Annotated in this window: 23 protein-coding genes; 16 read left to right on the forward strand and 7 right to left on the reverse strand. The window is 61.1% G+C overall.

Translation table 11 applies throughout. From position 1 onward, the window contains the following. From B3397_RS15465 to B3397_RS15475, 3 genes are all read left to right on the forward strand, one after another. The coding region (locus B3397_RS15465; protein ID WP_296251654.1) for a LysR family transcriptional regulator at window positions 1-1,117 on the forward strand (1,117 nt) is incomplete at its 5' end. A gap of 96 nt (window positions 1,118-1,213) precedes the next feature. Then, window positions 1,214-2,287: an MFS transporter gene (locus B3397_RS15470; protein WP_296251656.1), complete on the forward strand. Its 1,074-nt coding sequence runs from the start codon at window positions 1,214-1,216 to the stop codon at window positions 2,285-2,287. Beyond that, a complete protein-coding gene (locus B3397_RS15475) occupies window positions 2,269-2,397 on the forward strand; it encodes a hypothetical protein (RefSeq protein ID WP_296251658.1) in 129 nt (42 codons plus the stop codon). The genes B3397_RS15470 and B3397_RS15475 overlap by 19 nt, the downstream gene beginning before the upstream one ends. Window positions 2,398-2,420: 23 nt before the next feature. On the opposite strand, the gene B3397_RS15480 is transcribed toward B3397_RS15475, so the two are convergent. Together B3397_RS15480 and B3397_RS15485 are read right to left on the reverse strand one after the other, a co-directional pair. After that, window positions 2,421-3,230 carry an alpha/beta fold hydrolase gene (locus B3397_RS15480; RefSeq protein WP_296251660.1) on the reverse strand — a complete coding sequence of 270 codons (810 nt, stop codon included), beginning with the start codon at window positions 3,228-3,230 and terminating at the stop codon, window positions 2,421-2,423. Window positions 3,231-3,320: 90 nt separating this feature from the next. Continuing rightward, entirely contained in the window at window positions 3,321-4,220 is a 900-nt protein-coding gene (locus B3397_RS15485) for a LysR substrate-binding domain-containing protein (protein ID WP_296251661.1), read from the reverse strand. A 107-nt stretch (window positions 4,221-4,327) separates the two neighbouring features. On the opposite strand from B3397_RS15485, the gene B3397_RS15490 reads away from it, so the two are divergent. Genes B3397_RS15490 through B3397_RS15505 form a run of 4 tightly spaced genes read left to right on the forward strand, consistent with a single transcriptional unit; the run spans window position 4,328 to window position 7,488 of the window. After that, window positions 4,328-4,990 carry an RraA family protein gene (locus tag B3397_RS15490; protein ID WP_296251662.1) on the forward strand — a complete coding sequence of 221 codons (663 nt, stop codon included), beginning with the start codon at window positions 4,328-4,330 and terminating at the stop codon, window positions 4,988-4,990. Between the two features lies 1 nt (window position 4,991). Beyond that, complete coding sequence (locus B3397_RS15495; protein WP_296251664.1) at window positions 4,992-5,657, forward strand: RraA family protein; 666 nt, start codon at window positions 4,992-4,994, stop codon at window positions 5,655-5,657. Beyond that, a complete protein-coding gene (locus B3397_RS15500) occupies window positions 5,654-6,283 on the forward strand; it encodes an RraA family protein (protein ID WP_296251666.1) in 630 nt (209 codons plus the stop codon). Before B3397_RS15495 ends, B3397_RS15500 begins: the two co-directional genes overlap by 4 nt. Next, window positions 6,280-7,488 carry a pyridoxal phosphate-dependent aminotransferase gene (locus B3397_RS15505; RefSeq protein WP_296251669.1) on the forward strand — a complete coding sequence of 403 codons (1,209 nt, stop codon included), beginning with the start codon at window positions 6,280-6,282 and terminating at the stop codon, window positions 7,486-7,488. Before B3397_RS15500 ends, B3397_RS15505 begins: the two co-directional genes overlap by 4 nt. 242 nt (window positions 7,489-7,730) lie before the next feature. Here B3397_RS15505 and B3397_RS15510 read toward each other — a convergent pair whose 3' ends face one another. The 4 genes from B3397_RS15510 to B3397_RS15525 form a co-directional block, all read right to left on the reverse strand. Next, window positions 7,731-8,738, reverse strand: coding sequence for a transketolase family protein (locus B3397_RS15510; protein WP_296251670.1), 1,008 nt, complete (start codon window positions 8,736-8,738; stop codon window positions 7,731-7,733). Next, complete coding sequence (locus tag B3397_RS15515; RefSeq protein ID WP_296251672.1) at window positions 8,735-9,574, reverse strand: transketolase; 840 nt, start codon at window positions 9,572-9,574, stop codon at window positions 8,735-8,737. Before B3397_RS15515 ends, B3397_RS15510 begins: the two co-directional genes overlap by 4 nt. Before the next feature lie 19 nt (window positions 9,575-9,593). Next, window positions 9,594-10,898, reverse strand: coding sequence for an MFS transporter (locus B3397_RS15520; protein WP_296251674.1), 1,305 nt, complete (start codon window positions 10,896-10,898; stop codon window positions 9,594-9,596). 71 nt (window positions 10,899-10,969) lie between these two features. After that, a complete protein-coding gene (locus tag B3397_RS15525) occupies window positions 10,970-11,719 on the reverse strand; it encodes an SDR family NAD(P)-dependent oxidoreductase (protein ID WP_296251676.1) in 750 nt (249 codons plus the stop codon). A gap of 197 nt (window positions 11,720-11,916) precedes the next feature. Here B3397_RS15525 and B3397_RS15530 point away from each other — a divergent pair, with 197 nt between their 5' ends. Further along, entirely contained in the window at window positions 11,917-12,834 is a 918-nt protein-coding gene (locus B3397_RS15530) for a LysR substrate-binding domain-containing protein (RefSeq protein ID WP_296251678.1), read from the forward strand. Window positions 12,835-12,846: 12 nt separating this feature from the next. On the opposite strand, the gene B3397_RS15535 is transcribed toward B3397_RS15530, so the two are convergent. Then, complete coding sequence (locus B3397_RS15535) at window positions 12,847-14,034, reverse strand: MFS transporter (protein WP_296251680.1); 1,188 nt, start codon at window positions 14,032-14,034, stop codon at window positions 12,847-12,849. Between the two features lie 273 nt (window positions 14,035-14,307). Between B3397_RS15535 and hpxO the strand changes: the two genes are divergently transcribed. The 8 genes from hpxO to B3397_RS15575 all read left to right on the forward strand — a co-directional run bounded on the left by hpxO (window position 14,308) and on the right by B3397_RS15575 (window position 25,252). Beyond that, window positions 14,308-15,465, forward strand: a complete 1,158-nt coding sequence (hpxO, locus tag B3397_RS15540; protein ID WP_296251681.1) for an FAD-dependent urate hydroxylase HpxO — start codon at window positions 14,308-14,310, stop codon at window positions 15,463-15,465. Between the two features lie 659 nt (window positions 15,466-16,124). Beyond that, window positions 16,125-17,156 (forward strand): GDP-mannose 4,6-dehydratase, encoded by a 1,032-nt coding sequence (gene gmd / locus B3397_RS15545; RefSeq protein WP_296251684.1) that lies wholly within the window; start codon window positions 16,125-16,127, stop codon window positions 17,154-17,156. Window positions 17,157-17,334: 178 nt separating this feature from the next. Continuing rightward, entirely contained in the window at window positions 17,335-18,489 is a 1,155-nt protein-coding gene (locus B3397_RS15550; protein ID WP_296251685.1) for an outer membrane beta-barrel protein, read from the forward strand. A 26-nt stretch (window positions 18,490-18,515) separates the two neighbouring features. Further along, on the forward strand, window positions 18,516-19,025 hold the full coding sequence (locus tag B3397_RS15555) for a polysaccharide biosynthesis/export family protein (RefSeq protein ID WP_296251687.1): 510 nt from the start codon (window positions 18,516-18,518) through the stop codon (window positions 19,023-19,025). 1 nt (window position 19,026) lies between these two features. Beyond that, on the forward strand, window positions 19,027-21,258 hold the full coding sequence (locus B3397_RS15560; RefSeq protein ID WP_296251689.1) for a GumC family protein: 2,232 nt from the start codon (window positions 19,027-19,029) through the stop codon (window positions 21,256-21,258). Between the two features lie 299 nt (window positions 21,259-21,557). Continuing rightward, window positions 21,558-22,940 (forward strand): undecaprenyl-phosphate glucose phosphotransferase, encoded by a 1,383-nt coding sequence (locus tag B3397_RS15565; protein ID WP_296251692.1) that lies wholly within the window; start codon window positions 21,558-21,560, stop codon window positions 22,938-22,940. Window positions 22,941-22,954: 14 nt separating this feature from the next. Further along, a complete protein-coding gene (locus B3397_RS15570) occupies window positions 22,955-24,301 on the forward strand; it encodes a lipopolysaccharide biosynthesis protein (RefSeq protein ID WP_296251693.1) in 1,347 nt (448 codons plus the stop codon). 3 nt (window positions 24,302-24,304) lie between these two features. Next, on the forward strand, window positions 24,305-25,252 hold the full coding sequence (locus B3397_RS15575) for a glycosyltransferase family 2 protein (RefSeq protein ID WP_296251695.1): 948 nt from the start codon (window positions 24,305-24,307) through the stop codon (window positions 25,250-25,252). Window positions 25,253-25,275: the final 23 nt, after the last annotated feature.

Here is a 25,275-nt window from a genome sequence, read left to right on the forward strand (position 1 = left end):
TGAACAGTCGCTGCCCACGTTTTTTCAACGTAGCCCTCGTCCCGCGGAATCGGGTCACTCGGCCATTCTGATTCCCAGACACCTTCTGCTTCATATTCAGGCGCCTTCCCGCATGCCCGGCACGGGCATTTTGCCGATCAGGCTTGAGTACGACGCGCGTCACCCACTTCGGTTGGTCCCCCAAGCGGTGTGGATTGCCTGGTGGCTTGGCGTTACTCTTGTCGCAGCCCAACCACCTAAGTCTTGTATCGGCTCGATGATGCTCCAGTGGGATGACCTGCGTTTTTTCTCAGCCTTCGTTCGCGAAGGTTCATTGGCCGCTGCCGCCAGATTTCTGAACGTGGAGCACGCCACGGTTTCACGACGCATCGCATCATTGGAAGCTTCGTTGAATCTCAAACTCGTCGACCGGCGCGGTCGGGAGTATCAACTCACGCCAGATGGCGTGAAGATCGGCGAGTACGCCAGTGAAGTCGAACTTACCACGCTCGCGCTGCAGCGCTTCGTCGCGGGTGAGGACGCTCGGGTCGAAGGTGAAGTAATCATATCGGCCCCGCCAGCTTTTCTCGGCTCGCTGGTCGCGCAGCGTCTCGGTGCACTGCGCGTCCGCTATCCAGGGCTGAAGGTCAGATTGGTCGGGGCCAAATCTGCCACGTCGCTGTCGCGCAAGGAGGCTGACATTGCCATCGCGTTTGCACGCCCCGAAGAGCAAAGCGTTGTTGCCAAAAGCCTCGGGACGTTGTCTTTCGCGCTGCATGCCAGTGCAGAGTATCTGCAGACAACCCCGCCTGATCAGTACGAGTTTCTAGGCTATGACCAAAGCGGCGAGGCTACGCTGCAGCAAGCCTGGCTAGTCGATCGACTGAATGGGCGTGCCATGGTTATCACCAGCAATGATCTGCGGATCCAGGCCTTGGCCGCTACCGGTCACGCAGGGGTTGTGTTGCTTCCCGATTTCCTGGCCATGGACTATGGGCTGGTGAAAGTCGACCAGCAGGCATCTGCCCTCGAAGTACCGATATGGCTGGCCTTCCACCAGGACATGCGCGCCAGTGCGAAAGTGCGCGTGGTACTGGATTTCCTGATTGAAGGGTTTTCCAACGCACAGCGGCTGTGAATTTTTTCATACGCCATGTGCGCCCGCGCGGAATTCGCGCCGCACTCATACCTCTTTATCCTGCCCACATCCTGAGCAGTCAAGAGGCATTTTCCCATGAGTAACACCCCGCTCCGACGAGGGACCCTGGCCGTGGTACGTACGGCGTGGATCGTTACGGCTATTTTCATCCTGTCCAATGCCGCGACTCCCCTGTACCTGCACTGGCAGCACACATTGGGGTTCGGCGCCGGGATACTCACAACGATCTTCGCCTGCTATATCGCCGGGCTGCTCCTCACTTTGACCGTCGCCGGGCAGTTATCCGACTACTATGGGCGCAAAGCGCTGCTGGTGCCTTGTGTTGGCTTCGCCGTCATTGCCGCGGTGCTGTTCGATCAAGCCCAGAGTGTGGGCATGCTGATGCTGGCGCGATTTCTCACCGGCATATCGGTCGGCCTGGTGGTCTCGGGCGGGATGGCCAATGTCGTCGATCATGCCGAACCGCACCGCAAGCACTTCGCGTCATTGATGGCTTCGATGGCGATGGTTGCAGGTGCCGGCATGGGGCCTATGCTGGCGGGAACAGCGGCCCACTATCTTGCGGCGCCGGAGCACGTGGTGTTTCGCATTGAAGTGGGGCTTTTGCTATTGGCACTACTGGCGGTAGTGAGCCAGCCCAATCATCGGCAAAGCTATGGTGAGTTCAGGCTGCGGCTGCCCTCGGTTCCCAGGGCCAATGTCGGCGTGGTGCTGACCGGCATCTCGTTTTTTGGTCCAGGGCTGACGGCCACCAGTTTTGTCTTGTCGTTGGGCCCCAAACTGATGTCCACCTTCCTGCACGTGAATAGTCCATTGGTCACTGGCGGCATGGCATTCGCGATGTTCATGGTTGCCCTCGGTGCACAACTACTGGCGAAAAAACTGCCGGCTCAGAAGATTTTCATGCTCAGTGGGGTGTCGACCGTGGCAGCGATGTGCTGTGTCTGGACGGCTCTTGAACTGGGCTCTGCTCCCTGGCTCGTTCTGTCGGCGTTGCTGGCGGGCGCGGGGCAGGGGTTGGGGCAGTTGGGTGGTCTGACCTTGATTGCGGATAATGTACCGAGTGAGTGCAGAGCCAAGCCAACGCCCTGCTCAATATGGGCGCCTACATTCCGGCGGGCGCCATACCGGTGCTGGCTGGTTTTCTGATCGATCTCGCGGGGCTGGCCACAGGGGTTACGACTTTGGCAGTGTTGATCGCCAGCATGGCGTTGCTGGGCGAACATGCGCTGCTCAAGGTCAGGCTTCAGGCGCCGTGAGGAAGGTCCGAGTTCGACGTCGGTCAGACAGTCCCTTGCAATGCCTTGATGTGCTTCCACATCAGAGCGGGATTCGAATACATTGGGAAATGACCGCAATCAGGGATGCACGCCAGCTCCACACCTTGTTCAGCGATATGGTCGAGGTAGGAGAGGTGTGAGTTGGTTACCCCATACATGTATTGGCGCGGGAAGGGTAGTGCAAGGAATTTGTCCATCAGCTGAGCGTTGTCAGACAAATCCACCATCGATTCGAAAATGCCACGCACTGCGCCGATCCGTACTTTATGCGCGAGGCTGGCCGCGTATATTGCACTTGCAGGATCCGAAGCCAACCGAGTGCGATTGATAAAATCTCGGAAGAAGTACGCGTCGTCGCCACGATCGTGATCGTGGATCTGTCGACTGAGGAAGCAGTCCTCAGGTGCGATATTGCCTTCGATATCAACGAAGCTTTGGATGCGATCCGGCTCCTCGTCAGCCAACATCAAGCCGGTCAGTCCCCCCATGGAATGGCCTACCAGATGGAACTGTTCGATTCCGAAATGCTTGAGCACGGCTTGCGCGGTTTTCACCAGAAATTCGATGTTGATACGCGAGAGGTCGGCGCACTCTGTTTCACCGCAGCCTGGCGCATCATAGGCAATAAAGGGTTGCCCTTCGAAACACGCCTGCAGCGTGATGTCGGCGTAATCCTCTTTGGTGGAACCGAAGCCGTGAAGGAACAGGATGGGCATTTTTGCCCCGGTGCGGTGTATCACCGCCAGATCGAGCTCTACACCATCGATGTTCAGTGGGACTTTCTCGTACGTGAAGCGAGCTGGGTGGGACACGGATACAAACTCCTATAACTAAGTCCCCAATGTTGAACGCGCCAAATGATTTGTAAAATACGAAACCACGAATCCTGTCATACGTCTGGCCTATGACGGCAAAGCTTGTCTTGCATGGTCGATCATTGCCTCCACCAATGGATTTTTGTGCTCGCTGTGCCAGGCCATGGCCGTGATCACCACTGTTACTTCGGGCTGCAAGGGGCGGACGAGGACGTTCGCCGGCGCGAGTTTACCCATGGACATCGGTACCAATGCGATGCCCTGACCGCAACTGACAAAGGCGACTTGTGACGATACGGACCGCACCTGGTGGACGATGCGCGGTGCGAAGCCGCTGGCTTTGCACTGCCCGACCAGGTAGTCGAAGTAAACAGGACTCACATCCCGCGAAGCCATGACCAGGGTTTCATCCGCGAGGGCTTGTAGCGGGATCGACTCTTTGGCGGCCAAGGGATGGTCGTTGGGTAGCGCGACAGCCAGCCTATCCTCGGACAACGGCAAAGATTGGATATGTCGCCCGAGATTCCCTTCCAAGCGTGCGAATGCAATGTCGATATCGCCTGACTCCAGTGCGGGGATGGCTTGCGCGCTATCTATCTCTCTGACCGATACCGTGATCAACGGATGGTGCAGCTTGAAACGCTCGATCAATGGGGGTAGCACGTCGATCATGGCCGATGTAATCGCTCCGATGGTCACCACGCCGGCATGGCCTGCGACGGCTTCGTGAACGGCTAGTTCGAGTCGCTCCAGTTGATCGGCGAATTTTCGGACCGCGGGGAGAATCGCGGCGCCGGCGGCAGTCAACTGTGCACCGCGGCGAGACCGGGTGAACAGTTGAACGCGAAGGGACTGTTCGAGCGCCTGGATCTGCTCGGTCAAAGGCGGTTGCGACATGCCCAGCCGCTTGGCTGCGCGGCTGAAGTTCTGGTCTTCTGCTACAGCCAGGAATAGCCAGAGGTGGCGTATCAAGCGGAAGTTGATCACGGCGGTTTTCCATAGGTTTTAGGTATAACAAGATTAGCTTCTTCGGAATATACGTATCAAACATCGGCGCAGATACTCAAGTCTCCCTACCAAGAGGCCTGCAACCGATGAGCTTGAAAGCCCCGCTTGAACGCCTGGTCGCACTCGATACCAACACCGTGTCGGACGCGCTGGACTTCCTCGAACTGCCTGGCGCCACGAACGGCCTGATGCCGCTCTGGAACTGCCCGAAAATTGCCGGCCGAGCCAGCACCGTGCAACTGGGGCCCAAGCAAGACGTCGCGCCCACGGTTCACCTAATTACCCCAGTAGTAGAACGCGTCACCACCGATGACCGCGTGCTGGTGATCGCAGGTGGCGTCGACGGTATTTCCAGTTGGGGCGACATCCTGGCCAACGCAGCCCAGCGCAAAGGCATCCGTGGATCGATCATTGATGGCTTCAGCCGCGACATCCGCGGCAGCGCCGATATCGGTTACCCGGTCTTCGGTCGCGGCGTAACCATGATCAGCGCGCGCAACCGGCTCATTCAGATCGACGCTGCCGTCAAAGTTCGTATGGCTGGTGTTGAAGTTGATGAGGACGACTATGTGATCGCCGATGAATGCGGCACCGTTTTCGTCCCCGCCAATGCCATCGAGAAAGTGCTTGATCTGGCCGAGCGCATTGACCGCCGCCAAGCCGGCATGGTCGACGCCGTTCGCGCCGGACGCTCGGTGGAAGAAGTCATGCACGACACGCAATTCGAAGCCATCAAGGTGGAGCACTGATATGAGCCTCTCCGATAAAGATCTGGTTGCCTTGTTCAAAGGTTTGGATACCCCGGGTGTGTCCGACGCGATGGACAAACTGGGCCTTTCAGGCCAGGCCTTTGGTATCGCGCCCTTGGCAGACTACAGCCAGGTCGTGGTCGGCCCTGCTTTCACTGTTCAGTACGTCAGTGCGAGTACACCGCCCGGCACTGTCGGTGACTTCATCGATGAAGTAGCACCGGGCGACGTGGTGGTCATCGCCAATGACGGCCGTACCGATTGCACAGTGTGGGGCGACATCATGACCCAGTACGCACTGGCCCGAAATATTGCCGGCACGGTCATTGATGGTGTCTGCCGCGATGTAAACAGGGCGCTGGGCGAAGGCTACCCGCTGTTCAGCAAAGGCCGTTTCATGCGTACCGGCAAGGACCGCGTGGAAGTCGTGGCTGTAAACCAGTCGGTTTCGGTTGGTCAGGCTCGAGTGTGCGCCCGCGATATCGTTGTCGCTGACGCCAATGGTGTCGTCATCGTCCCCCGCAATCGTGCACGCGAGGTCGCTGAAACGGCTCGTCGTATCGAACACGTCGAAGCGCAGATCCGCGCACAGATCGCCGCTGGCAAAAGCCTCAAAGATGCTCGTGCCGCCCTCGGTTATCACTTCCTGCAGAGCAAACAGCCATGAGCCTTCCACACGATTATCAGAACATTGCAAAAGCCCTGGGCAGTTCCACCTTGTATGAGGCCTCGGGGCTGCCGTCTGCAGTCGACCGCGAGATTCGCGCTGTCTGGAAGGGCGCTTCAATTGCCGCCCCCGCTTACCCGCTACAGTGTTCGCCTGGTGACAACCTGGGCTTGCACTTGGCCGTGGCCAAAGCGCCGCGCGGTAGCGTCCTGGTCTGTGATTGCGCCGACTTCATTGCAGGCTACTGGGGTGAGGTGCTCACGGTGGCGGCGCAAGCCGCCGGCATTGTCGGTCTGGTAATCAATGGCGGCGTACGCGACATCGCTGCGCTTGAAGCGCATGGTTTCCCAGTGTTCGCGCGGGGTATCTCGGTCAAGGGTACCGTCAAGGCGACGACGCCGTCAGTAGGCAAACCGTTCGACTTCAGCGGTGCACACGTAAGCGCCGGCGATCTGGTGGTTGCGGACGAGGATGGCGTGATTATCATCCCGGCGTATGCCGTCGAGCGCACGTTTCGTGAAGGCCAAGAGCGCGCAGACAAAGAGGCATTGTTCATGGCCGAGCTTCGCAAGGGTCACACCACCATGGACCTGATGGGGCTTACTCGCCCGGAGGAACACGTGTGAGCCTGGAAAGGTTGAACCGTCGCTTGGAGGCTGCCAAACCGTCCGCAACCTACAAGATCATCGACCGCGTGGCAGCGCGGCGCGCTGAAGGAGCGAAGATCATTTCGCTTTGCGCGGGAGAGCCCGACTTCGATACGCCAGAGCACATCCGTACCGCGGCCATCAGTGCGATACATAACGGTCACACCCGGTACACCCAGGTAGCCGGCCTTCGCGCGTTGCGTGAAGCCATCGCTCGCAAATACCAGCTTGAAAATGGCCTCGACGTCAGTTGGCACGACACACTGGTTTGCAGTGGCGGCAAGCAAGTCATTTTCAATGCGCTGGCCGCTACCCTCAACGCAGGCGACGAAGTTGTCATCCCCGCGCCGTACTGGGTCAGCTATCCAGAAATGGTCGAGCTGTGTGGTGGTGAGTCGCGCATTGTCGCCTGCGGCGCCGAATCGAGCTTCAAGTTGACTCCTCAAGCACTGGACGAAGCCATCGGCCTGAATACACGCTGGCTCATCCTTAATTCGCCGTCCAACCCCACGGGGGCCGTGTACGATCGCGACGAACTGCAAGCCCTGGCTGAGGTGTTGCTGGCCCATCCGCAGGTTCTGATTCTGGCTGATGACATCTATGAACACCTGATATTCGACGGTCGTGACTTCCTCACGCTTGCCCAGGTCGAACCAAGGTTGGCTGCACGGACATTGACCATGAACGGCGTGTCGAAAGCCTACGCCATGACGGGTTGGCGAATCGGGTTTGCCACCGGTCCCCGCTGGCTGCTCGAGGCGATGGAGAAGCTTCAAGGTCAGCAGACATCAGGCGCCTGTTCCATCTCGCAGCACGCAGCAATCGCTGCCCTGGACGGTCCGAAAGACTTCATCGCTCATAGCCGCGAAGTGTTTCAGCGCCGCCGCGACTTTATGGTAGAGCTGCTCAACCAGGCGCCGGGCATCAATTGCGAAGCCCCAGCCGGAGCTTTCTATGCTTTCGCCGACTGTTCCGGGCTGATCGGCAAGCGCTCAGCCGCCGGTTCTGAGTTGGTCAATGATGAGGCCGTGGCTTTGGCATTGCTGGAGGAGGCCAACGTTGCAGTCGTCCACGGAAGTGCTTTTGGCCTTCCAGGCTACCTGCGGATTGCTTACGCACTCGACGACAATTCGCTGCGGGCGGCGTGCCAGGCCATCCACCGCTTCTGCGAGGAGGCACGGTAGCGGGATAGCGACTACTCGCCGCGCGCACCTCTGCATGTCGAAAAGCTGGTACTGGCCTCCACAGCCTGTGCGCCAGTGGACATCACCGAGGTGCTGCAGAGCACACCATATATTTGCCACGAACCGACTTCGTGGGGCGGATTACACGCAAAACGCTACCTTGACGATAATGGCCTCGCGTTGACGCCGCTATTCAGTCTGGACGGGTTGGAAGCCATTGCGGTGCTGATGGGCCAAAGACTTTATAACCAGGCCTTGATCCGCGCACTCACCGCCTCGGTGGAAATTCCGTAGCGGTCATGTAGCGTCGGTAGCGCGCCGGCATCCAGAAATGCATCGGGCAGGGCAATCTGGCGGAATGTCGGGGTTACCCCGTTGCGCAGCAGCAGCCCGGCCACCGCTTCGCCCAGACCACCGATGATCGAGTGGTTCTCTGCGGTGACCACCAGTCTTCCGGGCTTGCGGCATTCAGCCAGAATGGTCGGCTCGTCCAATGGCTTGATCGTCGGCACGTGCAATACCGCAACGTCCACGCCATCGGCTTGCAGCGCTTGCGCTGCCTCCAGTGCGCGCATGGTCATCAATCCGCTGGCGATGATCAGGACCTCGTTGCCGGTGCGCAAGGTCTTGGCCTTGCCGATTTCAAATGTGTAGCCGTATTCCTCCAGCACCACGGGAACGTTGCCCCGCAGCAGGCGCATGTAGACGGGACCGTTGTGGGCAGCAATGGCTGGCACCGCTTGTTCTATTTCCAGCGCGTCGCAGGGGTCGACGATCATCAGGTTGGGCATGGCGCGAAAAATGGCCAGGTCGTCAGTGGCCTGGTGGCTTGGGCCATAGCCTGTGGTCAGGCCCGGCAGGCCGCAGACGATCTTGACGTTGAGGTTCTCCTCGGCGATGGCCATGCAGATGAAGTCGTAGGCGCGCCGGGAGGCGAACACGGCATAGGTGGTGGCAAAGGGGGTAAAGCCTTCGCGGGCCATGCCGGCAGCCGCGCTCATCAGCAGTTGTTCGGCCATGCCCATTTGATAGAAGCGGTCGGGGTGGGCCTTGGCAAAGATGTGAAGATCGGTGTATTTGGACAAATCTGCCGACAGCCCGACGATGTCTGATCGTTGCTCGGCAAGGGCGGCCAGGGCATGACCGAACGGTGCCGCGCGAGTCGCCTGGCCTTCGCCGGCAATCGAAGCAATCATCGCAGAAGTGGTGAGTCTCTTTTTGCCCGCATCGGGTGTTTTTACCGGGTTCATACATTGCTCCCACGCTGAAGGATTTCCAGTGCCAGGTCCCATTCGTTTTCATCGACGCGGATGAAATGGGTTTTCTCGCGGTTTTCCAGGAACTCGACACCTTTGCCCATCCGGGTGTCGCAGATGATCACGCGTGGTTGCGCGCCAGCGTGACCACGTGCCGCGTCGAAGGCGCTGACCAGCGCTGCCAGATCGTTGCCGTCCACTCGCTGAGTGAACCAGCCGAATGCCTGCCAGCGGTCGACGATAGGTTCGAACGCCAATACCTCGCTGGAATGGCCATCGGCTTGCTGGTTGTTGACGTCGATGATGGCGATCAGGTTGTCCAGTTTCCAATGGGACGCCGACATTGCCGCTTCCCAGGTGGACCCCTCGTTCAGTTCGCCGTCGGACAGCAGGTTATAGACGAATGCATCCGACTGTTTGCGCTTGAGCCCCAGGCAGGCGCCTACCGCAATGCCCAGGCCGTGACCGAGTGAGCCCCCGGTGATCTCCATCCCCGGTGTGTAGGCCGCCATCCCGGACATGGGTAGGCGGCTGTCGTCGGCACCGTAGGTTTCCAGCTCTTCCAGCGGCACGATCCCGGCCTCGATCAGTGCGGCATAGAGCGCAATGGCGTAGTGCCCGATCGACAGATAGAAACGATCGCGCTGCTGCCATTCGGGATCGTGCGGTTGATAGCGCAGCGCATGGAAGTAGGACACCGCCAGCAGGTCGGCCGCGCCCAGGGCCTGGCCAACGTAACCTTGGCCTTGCACCTGGCCCATGCGCAAAGCATGTTGGCGTATGTTGTAGGCGCGGTCGGCGAGACTCAGCGGTGAGGCATCGATAGTCATGTATCTGTACTCCAGATAATCAGCGATTGACCGAAGCGGCCGGAATGCGCAGCACCAGCGTCGCGCCGAACAACAGCACGCCCGTGATCAGGTACATGCCGATGGCGCTGGAACCGGTAGCCGTGGTGATCCAGCCGATGAGGTAGGGCGAGCAGAAGCCCGCCAGGTTGGCAAAGCTGTTGATACCGGCAATGCCAGCGGCGGCTGAGACCCCGCCAAGCAGCGTGGTGGGTAGCATCCAGAACAACGACGAGGCAGACAGCACGCCCGCAGCGGCGAGGCAAAGGCTGAGGATGGATAGAATCAGGTTGCCGCCCATCAATGCAGCCAGCGTCAAGCCCAGTGCCCCGGCAATCATCGGCCCCACCAGATGCCAGCGACGTTCGCGGTGCTTGTCGCCGCTGCGACCCATCAACAGCATCACGACGATGGCGCACATATACGGCAGGCTGGTCAGCAGGCCGATGTGCAAGGGGTCCGAGACCCCTGCGTTGCGCACCAGCGTTGGCAGCCAGAACGTGATCGCGTATTGGCCCATGACCACGCAGAAGTAAATGCCTGCCAGCATCCACAGACGTTTGTCGCGAATGAAGTCAGCCGTGGAGGCATGGGTGACCTTGCGGCTGTTGTCTTCGGCCAGCTCCTGGTTGATCAGGGCTTTCTCATCATCGTTGAGCCAGGTGGCCTGATGCACTCCATCCTTGAGGTAGGCCAGTACGAAAAAGCCGACGATGACCGTGGGAATCGCCTCGATCACGAACATCCACTGCCAGCCTGCCCAGCCATGGAAACCGGCGAACTTGGCCATGATCAACCCGGACAGCGGGCCACCGATCATTCCCGAGAGAGGGATGGCGATAAACCACAGCACGGTCATGCGCGCACGTCGGTACGAGGGGAACCAGTAGGTCAGATAGAGCAGCAGACCCGGTGCCAGGCCCGCTTCGGCGATGCCCAGCAGAAAGCGCAAGGTATAGAACTGCCAGGCGGTTTCGACGAAGGCGAAAAGGGCGGAGATGATCCCCCAGGAGATCATGATACGGGCGATCCACCGGCGCGCTCCGACGCGATGCAGGATCAGGTTGCTGGGCACTTCACAAAGAAAATAGCCCAGAAAGAACATCCCTGCGCCCAGACCATAGACCGCTTCGCTGAGGGCCAGATCGTTCATCATCTGCAGTTTGGCGAAGCCGACGTTGACGCGATCAAGGTAGGCGCAGAGGTAGCACAGCATCAAAAAGGGCATCAACCGCCAGGCGGTCTTGCGATAAGCGTTGGCGCGCACGGTCGTGACCGTGGCCGCATCCAGAGAGAGGGTGGCCATGATGTCTGATCTCGTTGTTGTTATAAGGTCGATTCAGAACGACGCCAACGGTGAGGGTTGGCGTTCCTGCATCAGTGAATCAGCATGCCGCCGTTGACGTCCAGGGTGATGCCGGTCAAATAGCTGGACAAGTCGCTGGCCAGAAACAGTGCGGCGTTGGCGACGTCTTGAGCGACACCCAGCCTGCCCAGGGGGATGCCGTCGATGATGGCGTGACGTCGTTCGTCCTGCATCAGGCCGCCAGTGATATCGGTGTGGATCAGCCCGGGGGCGATGGAGTTGACGCGCACGTTGTCTGGTCCCAATTCCCGTGCCATCGCCTTGCCCAGCCCCAGTACGCCTGCCTTGGCGGCACTGTAGTGGGGACCGCCGAAAATGCCGCCGCCGCGCTGGGCGGAAACCGAGGACATGCAGACGATGCTGCCACTGCGTTGTTCGCGCATGTGCGGGATGACCGCCTGGGACATCAGCAGGGTGCCGCGCAGGCTGACATCCAGCACCTTGTCGTAGTCGCTGCCGCGGATGTCCAGGGTCTTCAGGGGCTGGGTGATACCGGCGTTGTTGATCAGCACATCGATGCGGCCGAAGTGCGCGATGACCTGGGCTACGGCGGCGTTGACCTGTGCTTCGTCGGCGACGCTGGCGGCCAGGCCCAGGTGGCCTTCACCCAGAGAGGCAGCGGCTTCATGCGCGGCGGCCGGGTCCAGATCGAGAATGATCACGCGCGCGCCTTGTTGGGCGAAGGTGATGGCGGTTGCACGGCCGATTCCGCGGGCGGACGCGGCGCCGGTGATAATGGCGACTTTGCCTTGAAGCAGCATGGGGCGTTACCTCTGATTTATTGTTGTCGAGGTCGATTTCAGTGAATCGATGACCCAAGCTTGTGCTTGCTACCGTGGCTCAGCAATGTCGCCAAACTAATTCGTGGCTGAAAAAAATTCAGCACTCGCCAGGCCATCGGGCGGGTGCTTCAATGAATGGGTCCCTCCAATCAGAATAATTCAGGAGCGGTGTGTCCATGGACCCCAGCAACGGCAGCCCCCCCGTCATTCCACCCCTCAAGGCCATTCAGGCGTTCGAGCAGACCGCACGTTTCGGCAACGTGGCCAGGGCGGCAGAAGTCTTGGGTCTGGTGCCCTCGGCCGTCAGTCATCAGTTGGCCAAACTTGAGGCCATGATCGGTCGTCAATTGTTCGTGCGCGCTGCACGCGGCGTTTCCCTGACCCCGGTGGGCGAGCAATACCTGGCGCAGGTGTCAGGCATTCTGCACAGTTTGGCTATAGCCACGGAGCGGGCCAGCAGCGATGTCAGTCTCGATTGCCTGCGCCTGCATTCCGCGCCCAGTTTCGGATTGTTATGGTTGATGCCTCGGCTCGAAGCGTTTCGCGCAGCGCATCCAGACATTCAGATCAACCTGTCCTGTTCCTACGAAGCACTGCACTTCAGCCGCGACAAGATCGACGTGGACATCCGCCATGGCGTGCCTGACTGGCCGAGCTATGAAGTGCGCACGATACGCAACGAACGTTTCTGCGTGCTGGCGTCACCGGCGTTGCTCGCCAGGCGGCCGGTGAGTACAGCCGCTGACCTGCTTGGGCAGGAATTGATCTTGTCCGAGGCGCCGTTGCTGAGGTGGCCGCAATGGTTCGCCCAGCACGGCCTCGCTCGCCCTGCAAAACCCTATGCGTTGAGCTTCGATCGCTCCTACATGACCCTGGAGGCCGCCAGTCACGGATTAGGCTTTGCTTTGGAAAGCTCTATTCTGGCCCAGAAATACCTGGCCTCGGGGGCACTGGTGGAGGTGTCTGGGCAGACGCTGAGCTCGCCGGTTGCCGCTCACCATCTCGTCTACCCCAAGACCCATTCAAGCTTTCCGCGAGTACGCCGCTTTTTGGTCTGGATGGAAGGGGAGCTGGGGCACAAGTTCGTTTACTGATGAGCCAGTCGCCTACTCCCCACCCTTCATTCGCCGGGCCAGCAGGTAAACCCCAAGCCCCACCAACGCCGTGGCCGCACCTATATAGCCGGTGCTGGTCCAGCCCAGCCCTGCGGTGATCGCCATGCCACCGAACCACGGGCCCAGCGCATTGGCGAGATTGAATGCCGCATGGTTGGAGGCCGCTGCCAGGCTGGGGGCTTCGTGGGCGATGTCCATCAGGCGGATCTGCAGCGGTGCCGCCAAGGCGACCATCGTGCCTACCAGGCCAATGCCCAGGGTTACGCCCCACAGCGAACCTGCGGCCAGTGGGAAAAACAGCAGCACTGCAATCGACCAGATCAGCACCACGCCCACGGCGCGGAACTGCAGGCGGTCGAACAGCTTGCCCCCGGCAATGTTGCCGATGATGCCGCCGACGCCGAACGCCGCCAGGCCGACGGGAATCCATTGCGGGGTGACGCGCGTCACTTCCAGCATGGTCGGGGCCAGATAGCTGAACACGCAGAACATCCCGGCGAAGCCGATAGCGCCGATGGCCAGGGCCATCCACACCTGTGGCTTGGTGAAAGCGCGCAGCTCCTTGCGGGGGTCGCTGCGCGGCTCATCACGGCGATCAGGCACGAACTGCCAGACCAGGGCGATGGTGAGCAGGGCGATCAGGCCTACCAGGGCGAAGGCCGAGCGCCAGCCGAAGAACTGACCCAGGAAGGTGGCGATCGGGTTGCCCAGCAGCATCGCCAAGGTCAAGCCCATCATCACCCTGGCCACAGCGCCGGCGCGTTTGTTGCTGGGCACCATGCTGGAGGCCACGACTGCGGCGATGCCGAAGTAGGCGCCATGGGGCAGGCCGCTGATGAAGCGAAAGGCGATCAGGCTACCGAAGGTGGGGGTGAAGGCGGTGGCCAGGTTGCCCAAGGCATACAGCGCCATGAGCAATAGCAGCAGGTGTTTGCGCAACAGCTTGGCACCCAGGATCGCCAGCACCGGTGCACCCACCATGACGCCCAGCGCATAGGCGCTGATGGCGTGGCCCACTTCGGGCTCGCTCAAGTGCAGATTGTTGGCGATGTCGGGCATCAGGCCCATGATGGCAAATTCACCCGTGCCGATGGCGAAGGCGCCGACGGCCATGGCGGCTTCCATTTTCGCCGCGGCGCGCGCAGGCAAGACATGCCCAGGGGGTTGCTGGATAGACATGCGTCGCTCCGTTCTAGGGTGGCAGAGGAAAACCGCCAATGGTAATCAAACGGCGGTGAAGGCGTCTAGAACAGCCCCGGCAAGCAGAGTTCCATCAAGGATGGCCCTGCATCCCCACAGTGCGCCGCATTTCCCCGTGCACCCATCTGGCGCCTTCGCTCACCCAGGCCCGCGCCGTCACCCCGGCGGTTCTGGCCATTTCTACATTCCTGACCGATTGGACAGATAATTGCATGATCCGAATAACGCTTGAGTTATCCGGAGAGTCGATCCATGAAACCGTTGAATATCATCATTGCCGGCGCCGGCATGGGTGGCCTGTGCGCGGCCACCGCCCTGCGTCAAGCCGGCCATCAGGTGCGGGTCTATGAGCGCGCGCCGGAGCTGGCGCCCATCGGTGCGGCGATTTCCGTCTGGCCCAATGGCGTCAAGGTGCTGGACGCGCTGGGCGTGGGCGCCCAGGTGGAAGCAGTAGGGGGCTGGATGCAGCACATGAGTTACAGCGATCACACAGGCAAACGGCTCACGCGGTTCGACCTGGCGCCACTCTATACGCATGCCAAACGCCGCGCCTTCCCCATTGCCCGCTCCGAGTTGCAGCGCATTCTGCTGGCAGCGGTGGGTGAGCAGAACGTGACCCTGGGGGTTTCCTGCGAAGGGTATGTCGAAGAGTCCGACGCTGTGACCGTCAGGTTGTCCACTGGCGAGTCGGTCGAGGCCGATCTGCTGGTGGCGGCCAACGGTACCCACTCGGCGCTGCGCAGCGCGGTGGCAGGGCAGGCAATCGAACGGGAATACTGCGGGTATGTGAACTGGAACGGCCGAATCGATGCCGACCCGCAGCTCGCCGCGCTCGATGAATGGACCCAGTACGTGGGCGAGCACAAGCGCGTGTCGCTGATGCCCATGGGCAATGGCCAGTTGTACTTCTTTTTCGATGTGCCGCTGCCGGCAGGTACTGCCAATGTGCGCGAAGACTATCGCATCGAGTTGCAGCAACACTTCCGGGGGTGGGCGCCGCCGGTGCAGCGATTGATCGAACGCCTGGACCCTGCAGCCATTGCCCGGGTGGAAATTCATGACACCCAGCGCGTGCCTCGTCTGGTCAGCAGCCGCGTGGCGCTGCTGGGTGATGCCGCCCACGCCATGACGCCGAACATCGGCCAGGGTGGCTGTCAGGCCATGGAAGATGCCTGGGTACTGGCGCAGTGCCTGGGGCAGGGCGAGGGTGTCGCCGCGGCATTGAAGGCTTATGAGGCCGCGCGCGAAGACCGCGTTGCGTCGCTGGTGGCCAAGGCGCGCAAACGGGCGGCGGTGATTCATGGCGAGAATGAAGTGGAGACGGCACGGTGGTATGCCGATTTGGCGGGCGCCGATGGCAGAGACATCCTGGACGGGCTGATCAAGACGGATGCGGGAGGGCCTTTATAGGCGTTTGTTGTGGCGTGGGGGGCAGGGCGCCGAAAGGCAGAGTGACGCGCTCCCTGACCCCTCGAATCCTGAAAAAAAAAAGCCTGATTTCACCCCTGCCGAATGGAACTTTCTGGCCATTCGCTACCACGTCAGCCCCACGACGCCCACCTGCTTTACACATCCGTCGGCATTTTGTCGTCGAGTCTGTGATGACCGTTATTCTGGCGCCAATTGCCAAGAGGCCAAAAAACCAACGTTATATTGACGTCATCCCTATAGCTATATTAACCAATTGAAATATATAGGTTTTTTAGCTATAACTGACAATGAAAAACTTTTTACAAAACCTCCGTGATAGCCCCTTGCCCCCGCCAATTTTACAGCTCTAGTATCGCCCTGCTCCTCAGATGCCGCCGCAGAGTCCGGCACATTTAGTGAGCGGCAATACGCCGCACCTTGCTGTTGATGCCTAGACCCAACCGCGATACCAGCACCCCAGGGTGTGAATGCGCGGGCAATGCTGTACGGCTTTTCACATTTAGATGCTGCGTCTCAAGAAGCTCACGCCAAATCTTGTGGCGGTAGCGTGCCCCGACACACCGGCAAGCTGATCCCCTGATTGCAGGGCATCGCAGAGGTTGTCGCTGAATCACTATAGAGAACTCTGGAGCCTATCAATGAAAGCAATCGTGACTGGCATTACTGGCCAAGATGGCGCTTACCTCACCCAACTCCTGCTGGAGAAGGGTTACATCGTGTACGGCACGTACCGGCGCACCAGCTCTGTCAACTTCTGGCGACTCGATGAACTGGGCGTTACCCAGCATCCCAACCTCAAGCTGGTGGAATACGACCTGACCGACCTGTCGGCCAGTATTCGCCTGCTGCAGAGTACCGGCGCTACCGAAGTCTACAACCTGGCGGCACAGAGCTTTGTCGGCGTGTCCTTCGACCAGCCGTTGACCACCGCCGAGATCACCGGCGTGGGCGCGGTGAACCTGCTCGAAGCGATTCGCATCGTCGATCCCAAGATCCGCTTCTATCAGGCGTCGACCTCGGAGATGTTCGGCAAGGTGCAGGCCATTCCGCAGATCGAGACCACGCCGTTCTACCCGCGCAGTCCCTACGGTGTGGCCAAGCTCTACGCCCACTGGATGACCATCAACTACCGCGAGTCCTACGGCCTGTTCGCCACCAGCGGCATCCTGTTCAACCACGAGTCGCCACTGCGCGGCCGCGAGTTCGTGACCCGCAAGATCACCGACAGCGTGGCCAAGATCAGGCTCGGCAAGCTGGACGTGCTCGAGCTGGGCAACCTGGACGCCAAGCGCGACTGGGGTTTTGCCAAGGAGTATGTCGAGGGCATGTGGCGCATGTTGCAGGCTGACGAGCCCGATACCTTCGTGCTCGCCACCAACCGTACCGAGACGGTGCGCGACTTCGTCAGCATGGCATTCAAGGCAGTGGGCATCGACCTGAACTGGACGGGCAAGGATGAGGCCGAGCAGGGCACCTGTGCCGAGACTGGCAAGGTGCTGGTGCGGGTCAACCCGGTGTTCTACCGCCCGGCCGAGGTCGAGCTGTTGATCGGTGACCCTGCCAAGGCCCGCGAGATTCTGGGCTGGGCGCCGAAGACCACCCTCGAAGAGCTGTGCCGGATGATGGTCGAGGCCGACCTTCGCCGTAACGACATCGGCTTCTCGTTCTGATGATCGATCACACGTCGGCGCCGCAACACTGCAGCCCTGCGTGGTTTGAATGGCTTCACAGGATGTTCGCGGCGCCCTGAGCGGCCGCTCCTTGCTTTCTTCAATGTGCCCTGACTGTGTCTGCCCTACCGGTACGGCGCAGGTAGCGCGTGCCCGGTTTATGGCAGTGGGAATGGATATGAACAGACAACAGTGGTTGGCATGCCTGGCGGTCGCGCCATGGCAATTGGGTGCTTGGGCGATGGACCCGCAGAAGATCGAGCTGGGCCCGGTGAACCTGACGCCTACGCTGGAAATCAGCGAGCGGTACGACGATAACTTTCGCACCCTGGACCGCGACGAAGAGTCCGCCTGGATCACCTCGGTCAAGCCTACGTTGCTGTTCACCCGCGAGACCCGTAACACCGGGTACCAATTCGAATACTCGGCCGACAGCCAGACCTACCTCGATCACGCCTCGGCCAACCATGTCGATCACGACGCCAATCTGCGTGGCGCGTGGGCGTTCGATGCGCGCAACCGTCTGGACGGTACGCTGACCTATCGTCGCGGCGAAGACACCGCCGACACCGCCGACGACCGTGAGAACGACAAGTACACCCAACAGGGCGGACGGCTCAAGTACAGCTTCGGCGCACTCAGTGCCATGAACCAGCTGGAACTGGGTGGCGGCTATGTGCAGCAACGTTATCGCAACGGCGGTGGCATCAACGACGACAAGGAACGCAATACCAGCAATGTCGTGGGTACCTGGTTTCATCGCCTGGGCGGCAGCACCCGCGGCCTGGTGGAGCTCAGCTACGCCGATTACGACTATCTGGACGCCGCCTACCGCAACAGCAAAGGCACCCGCGTGCTGGTCGGTATCGACCGCGACGTGAGCGCCAAGCTCAGCGGGATGGCCCGGGTAGGTTACGAGCGCAAGGACTTCGACAGCAGCACCAGCAATGACTACGGCAGCGGCACCTGGGAAGTGGGCATGGACTACAAGCCCCGAGACTACTCGGTGTTCTCGGTGAATCTGCGTCGCGCCTTCGATGAAGGCGACGACGGCGCCAACACCGTGCACGTCACCAGCAGCCGGCTGGGCTGGCGCCACACCTGGTCGCCATTCTTTGCCACCGATACCCACGTGCGTCACGCCGAGCGTGATTACCTGGGCACCGGCGGGCGCCAGGACAAGCTCAACAGCGCCGGCGCAGAGCTGATCTACACCGCTACCCGCTGGGCCGAAGTGTCGCTGGGCTACCAGCGCTGGGACAACGACTCCAACGTCGCCAGCGAAGAGTACGTGCGCAACATCTACCTGCTCAGCGTGAAGTTCACCCTGTGAAACCCAAACAATGGAGAGATGCCGCCATGTTGAAGCGCGCGTTTGTTGTCGTTCTGATGGCGCTGTGCAGCTTTGCTGCCCAGGCGCAACAGTATCAATTGAGCTCTGGTGACGTGATCAAGATCTACGTGCTCGGCGAGCCGACCCTGACCGACGACGAGGTCAGGCTCAATGACGCCGGGACCTTCTCGTATCCCTTCCTGGGCAACGTCGAAGCCCAGGGCAAGACGCCGTCCGAGATCGAGAAGCTGCTCACCACCGGGCTCAGCAATGGCTACCTCAAGGACCCGAAAGTGTCGGTGAGCGTGGTTGAGTATCGACCGTTCTTCATTGGCGGCGAGGTCAAGGCACCCGGCGGTTATCCGTACAAGCCGGGCCTGACCATGGACCGGGCAATCGCACTGGCCGGTGGTTTGACCGAGCGGGCTTCGGTCAAGCGTATCGCGATCAGCCGGGACGGGCAGAGCACCCCGGCCCAATTGAGCACGGCGGTAGAGCCGGGCGACACCATCACCATCGACCAGGGGTTCTTCTGACATGGGCCAGATCGTATTACGCAACCGCCAGGAAGCTGCCCCATGGCAGCCGATGCCTGAGCCGCAAGAACGCGACGCGCTGGATTCGCGCAAGCTGTGGCGCACCCTGTGGCGGCAAAAGGGGATGATCCTCGGCTTGCTGCTGCTGGGTACCACGGTCGCAGCTGTTTATGCGCTGAACATGACGCCGTCCTATCGCTCGGTCACCACCCTGGTCATCGACCCCAAGGGCAACCAGGCGATCTCGTTCCAGCAGACGCCGGACATGCCCGATCCCAACGGTGATTACCTGCAGACCCAGATCGGTCTGATCCAGAGTCGCGAAGTGGCTGAACGGGCCGTGCGCGAGCTGGACCTGTCCCATCACATCGAACTCGATCCACGCCAGCGTCACTCCAAGCTGTCCATCGCCAAGGCAGAACTGGCCAGCTGGCACCCCAGCTGGTTCCCCCAGAGCTGGAGCGAGCAGCTCAACTTTACCGAACAGCAGGCGTTCGATGCTGCCGTGCTGGAGTTGCGCCAGCGCACCAGCGTGACAGTGGTCGGCAAGAGCCATCTGGTCAGCATCGGCGTGACCATGGCCGATGCCGACGTCGGCGCCAAGGCGGCCAATGCCCTGGCCCAGGGCTACCTGAACAGCCGTCAGTACGCTCAGGAGCAGGAGTCGCTCAACGCCAGCCGCTGGATGAACACCCGGGTGGTGGAGTTGCGCACACAGTTGCAGCAGGCTGAAAGCAAGCTTCAAGCCTACCGCGACGGCCAGGGTCTGGTGGACCTGGGCGGGGTAGGGGGTGTGGCCGCGGTCACCGCCAACGAACTGGCCCGCACCAGTGACCGTCTGGTGGACGCACGCCGCGAACGCGCCGATGCCCAGAGCCAGTATCGTCAGGTACAAGGACTGCTGGCCAGGGGCGGAAACCTCAATCTTTCCAGCGTACCGGCAGTGATCAACAACCCGGTAATCCAGCAGTTCCAGGCCGTGGCCGCCAAGGCTCAGGCCCAGGTCGATGAGTACAGCCAGCGTTACGGCGACAAGCATCCGCAGATGGTCGCTGCCCGCTCCGAACTGGCAGCTGCCCAATCGGCGTTGCGCTCTCAGGTCAGCCAGGTAGTGGCGGGCTTGCAGCACAACTATCAACTGGCTCAGGACAACGAGAATGCCCTGCGTGCCTCGTTCAACAACAACAAGCAAGAGATCCAGGACATCTCGCGCAAGGAATTCACCCTGCGTGAATTGCAGCGCGACGTGGACAGCAACCGTGAGGTGTACAACACCTTCATGACCAAGCTGCGCGAAACCATGGCCACCGCCGATGTGATCGCCGGCAATGCCCGCGTGGTCGATCCCGCCATCGCACCGCTGTTCCCGAGCACACCGCGCAAAGCCGTGCTGGTGCTGCTGGTTGCATTTCTGTCGCTGGTCGGTGCCTGTGCCTTGGCGCTGTTGCGCGAAGCCATGAACAACAGCTTCAAGAACAGCGCCGACGTCGAGCGCACCTTGCAGTTGCCGGTGCTCAGCGTGGTGCCGCTGCTCAAGCGTCGCAATCGCTCGCGCATCAACCGTCAGTTCGAGCGCAACGACGACGCGGCCTTCAGCGAAGCGGTACGCACCTTGCGCACCAGCGTGATGCTGGGCGACGACCAGGTGCGCCGCAAGATTCTGGTGATGACCTCTTCGTCGCCGGGCGAAGGCAAGACCACCCTGGCGGTGAATCTGGCCGGTGCCCTGGGTCGAGTGGAGCGTGTGCTGCTGGTAGAGGCCGATCTGCGCCGTCCGAAGATCGCTCGCAACCTGGGCCTGGACGCGCACCACAAGGGTCTGGCCGAACTGCTGGCCGAGAAGGCCGATGTCGAGCAGTGCCTGCAGAGTGTCAATGGTCTGGACGTGATCTGCGCGGGTGAGTTGCCTTACAACCCGCAGGAGCTGCTGGCGAGTGCGCGCATGCAGAGCTTCCTGGAGTGGGCGCGTCATCGCTACGACCGTGTGGTGTTCGATACCCCGGCCAGTCAGTCGGTGAGCGACGCGGCGCTGCTGTGTGGCATGGCCGATTCGGTGATCTTCGTGATCAAGTCCGAAGTCACCAGCCTGCCGATGGTACGCAAGAGCATTGGCCACTTGCTGCAGACCGGCGCGCCGATCACAGGGGTGGTGCTCAACCAGATGGCGCGGCCGGAACATGGGCAACGCCGCGATCACTACTACGACTATTTGCCGGCGGCGCCGACCACTTGATCGAGGTGTGTCAGTGCCGGCCTCATCGCGGGTAGAACCCGCTCCCACACTGGATTTGTGGTGCACCCAGGTCTTCCCACACTGGGGCTGTGGTATGGGGGATCTGGGATGCACCAGGTCTTCCCACACTGGGGCTGTGGTGTGGGGGATCTGGGAGGCACCCAGGTCTGTGTTGTGTGGGGGATCTGGGATGCACCCCGATTCCCTGTGGGAGCGGGCTCTGCCCGCGATGAGGCCTTCCAAGGCGAACCGTTGTTAGCCGTTCATCCAAGCCGCACCCGTCTGCTGAGGATACTTCCATGATCGCGCCTCGCCTGCACCCGATGGTCAACCGCCGTGGGCTTACATTCTGGGCCATGTGGCTAACCGGCACTGTCTTGTCCGGCGCGCTGTTGCTCAGCCTGCTGTACGTCCACTTCGGTGAAATTACCCCTCACTACCGCGTACTGGGGCTGCTGGGCATTCTGGCTTCGGTACCGATCTACAGTTTTCTGCACGTCTACCACAAGCGCCTGAACTACCTCACCGGCCTGCTGCGGCTGCTGGCGGGCTGGTGCACCTTGGTGGCCGCCGTAGGGCTTGTGGTGCTGATCAGCGGCAGCACGCAAAACCTGACGCTGGAACTGGTGGTGAAAATCGCTGTGTACGGCTACCTGGCGCAGGCTGCCGCGTTCATTCCACTGCGCTGGCTGCTGGGCCGACACAATCAGCGGCTCAAGGAAAACCGCAAGGCCGTGATCATCGGTAGCGGCGAGCTGGCCGGCAAGCTGGCGCGCCAGCTCAAGCCACGGGTGCCGGTACTGGGGGTCATTGCTCCGGATGCCGACGCAACACCGGTGCCCGGCCAGACTTTCCTGGGCGGCTTTGCCGACCTGCGCGAGATCGTCCAGCGCGAGCAAGTTCGCCGGGTCTACATCGCGCTGTCACTGGACCGCATGGTGCAGATCGAGTCGATTTACGTTGACCTGCTGGACCTGGCCGTGGACGTGGTGTGGGTCCCGGACTTTGGCAGCATGATGCTGCTCAATCAGTCGATCTCGCAGATCGAGCAGTTTCCCGCTATCTACCTCAACGAAACGCCCCTGAGCTCGCACCCGGCGGCGGCCATGTGCAAGGACTTGATCGACCGCAGCCTGGCGCTGCTGGCGATTGTGGTCCTGTCGCCAGTGCTGCTGGCCTGCGCGGTGGCAGTGAAGCTGTCGTCGCCCGGCCCGGTGTTCTTCCGCCAGGGGCGCGATGGCTGCAACGGCAAGGTCATTCACGTCTACAAATTTCGCTCGATGCGCGTGCACAACGACCAGGAGGTCAAGCAGGCCACGCGCAACGACTCGCGGGTAACGCGGGTGGGGGCCTTTCTGCGCCGCTCTTCGCTGGACGAGTTGCCGCAGTTGCTCAACGTACTCAACGGTGAGATGGCCCTGGTCGGACCGCGTCCCCATGCCATCGCTCACAACCACTACTACTGCGACAAGTTGATGGCGTACATGGCCCGCCACCGCATCAAGCCGGGGATTACCGGGCTGGCTCAGGTCAGCGGTTTCCGTGGCGAAACCGACACGCTGGACAAGATGCAGGGGCGCCTGGAGCGCGACCTGGCCTACATCAATCATTGGTCGTTGTGGCTGGATATCAAGATTTTGCTCAAGACACCGTTCACCTTGTTCTCACGGAACATCTACTAAGCCGGGAGACTGAAATGGACCACGAGTTGAGCTCCGGGCTACCGCCCGCACCGGGTGTGCTGCAGCAGCTGCGGCAAAACCGCCTGGTGCGCAACCTGCTGACGGCATTGGGTGGCTCGGCAGGGGCGCAGTTGATCAATCTGGCGCTGATCCCGGTGATCATGCGCATCTACGGGCCCGAGGCATTCGGTGTCGTAGGGACTTTCCTGAGTCTGACGATCATTCTGATCCCGGCGTGCAGCCTGACCTGGTCGATGGCCATCGTGCTGCCGCAGCGCCACAGCGATGCCAGCGGGTTAGCCTATCTGGCGACCCTGGTGGCCTTCGTGGTCTCCCTGTTGGTGATGGTGGTGTTGCTGTTCTGGGGGCCGATGCTCGCCGAGCGCTGGAACCTGGATCTGCTCACGCCCTACCTGTTGCTGTTGCCGTTGGTGATGTTCACTTCGGCGGTGCTCGAGGTGTTGCAGCAGTGGCTGTACCGCCATGGCCGCTACAGCCTCACGGCCCGGGCCGCGACCAGCCATGCCCTGGTGTACAACGGCATGCGCAGCGTCGGCGGGCTGTTTCAGAACAGCGCGACGATGCTGGTGATCACCAGCGCCCTGTATTACGTGGTGCACAGCGTGCTGCTGCTGATCGGCATGCTGATGACCCGGCCATCACCCACGGACGGCAGCGAGGAGGGCGAGCGCAAGACGCTGCGGGCACTGGCCAGCGAATACCGCGACTTCCCGCTGTTTCGCGCACCGCAGGTATTGATCAACGCCCTGTCGGTGCACATGCCGACCCTGGTCCTGGCGTCACTGTTCGGCGCTGTGCCGGCCGGCTACTTCGCGCTGTGTCTGCAGGTGCTGGCCATGCCCAGCAATTTCATCGGCAAGGCCATGGGCAGCGTCTACTACCCGCGCATCACCCAGGCCGTGCATGCCCGTGAGCCGGTGATTGGTCTGCTGCTCAAAGGCGTCGGCGCCATGACCGCCATTGGCGCAGTGGGCTTCGTCACCGTCGCGGTGGCCGGCCCCTGGATGTTCTCCATCGCCTTCGGCGAGCAGTGGCGCGAAGCCGGTGAGTTCGCTCGCTGGCTGGCCCTGGCCGAACTGGCTTATTTCGCGGCGTTGCCTTGCCAGGTAGCGATCCCGGCACTGCGACTGCAACCGCTGTTTCTGGGCGTCGAAGTGATCGCCACGGCCCTGCGCTTCGGCGCAGTGGCTGCCGGCGCCTTCTGGGGCGGCAGTGCACTGGCGGTGGTCATGGCCATCGCTGCAGCCAACATCTTTATCTATCTGGCGATGCTTTCGGTCGTCTTACTCAAGGCGCGCGGGTGGCAGAACAGCAATGCCCGCGCTCTACAGGAGGTTTGAATCATGACCCATGCCAGCTCAGATGTATGCGCGATCATCCTCAATTGGAATGGCGCCGACACCACCATCGATTGCATCCGCGCACTGGATGCTCACTGCAACATCCCGGTGGTGGTAATCGACAACGCGTCCAAGGATGACAGCGTCCAGCGCTTGCAGCAGTTCCTCAACGATTCGGCCGGGCCCGATGTGAAGATGATCGAGGAGCAGGCTTCGGTCAGCTACGACACGCCCCATCAACGGGTGTTGATCGTCAATGGCGGCAACTATGGCTATGCCGGCGGCAACAACGTGGGCATCGACTATGCAGTGCGTGCCGGCTATCGCTACATCTGGCTGCTGAACAATGATGTGGAAGTGGAGGCCGGCGCCCTCGAGGCCCTGCGCGCCACCCTCGATGAATCGCCCCAGTGCGGTTTCGCCGCCTCGGTACTGGTCTACTCCGACCGCCCGCAGGTGGTGCAGTGCGTGGGCGGCGGCAAGCTCTTTCCGTGGCTGGGCAAATCCAAGTTGCTGGGCAAGAACCTGGCCCGTCAGGACCTCGCGGCCTCGGGCCTCAATAATCCGGATTACCTGATGGGCGCCTGCCTGCTGGTGCGTCGGGAAGTGATCGAAGAAGCCGGCATGATGGACCCACGCTACTTCATGTATTCCGAGGAAGTCGACTGGCAGCGCCGTGCGGCGGTGCATGGCTGGTTCGGCAAAGTGGCCCTGAACAGCTTCGCTCGCCATGGCGACAGTGGCAGCACGAAGGGCCGCAGCCACCTGTTCCACTATTACCGCAACCGTGCGGCCATCATGTACAACAAGCGCTTCCATTCCCAGGCCTGCACGACGTTCTCGGCCTTGGCGCTGGCGGCCATCACCGTGTTGCAGAACCGCAACAGTGCCAAGAACATCCGCTTCGGCATCAAGGGCATCACCGAAGGTCTGGCGTTCAAATGGCGCTGAGTCTTTCTTCGTCCAAGGGGTAA

It is taken from the genome of Pseudomonas sp. UBA4194 (assembly GCF_002379585.1).
In the GTDB taxonomy this organism is placed as follows: Bacteria; Pseudomonadota; Gammaproteobacteria; order Pseudomonadales; family Pseudomonadaceae; genus Aquipseudomonas.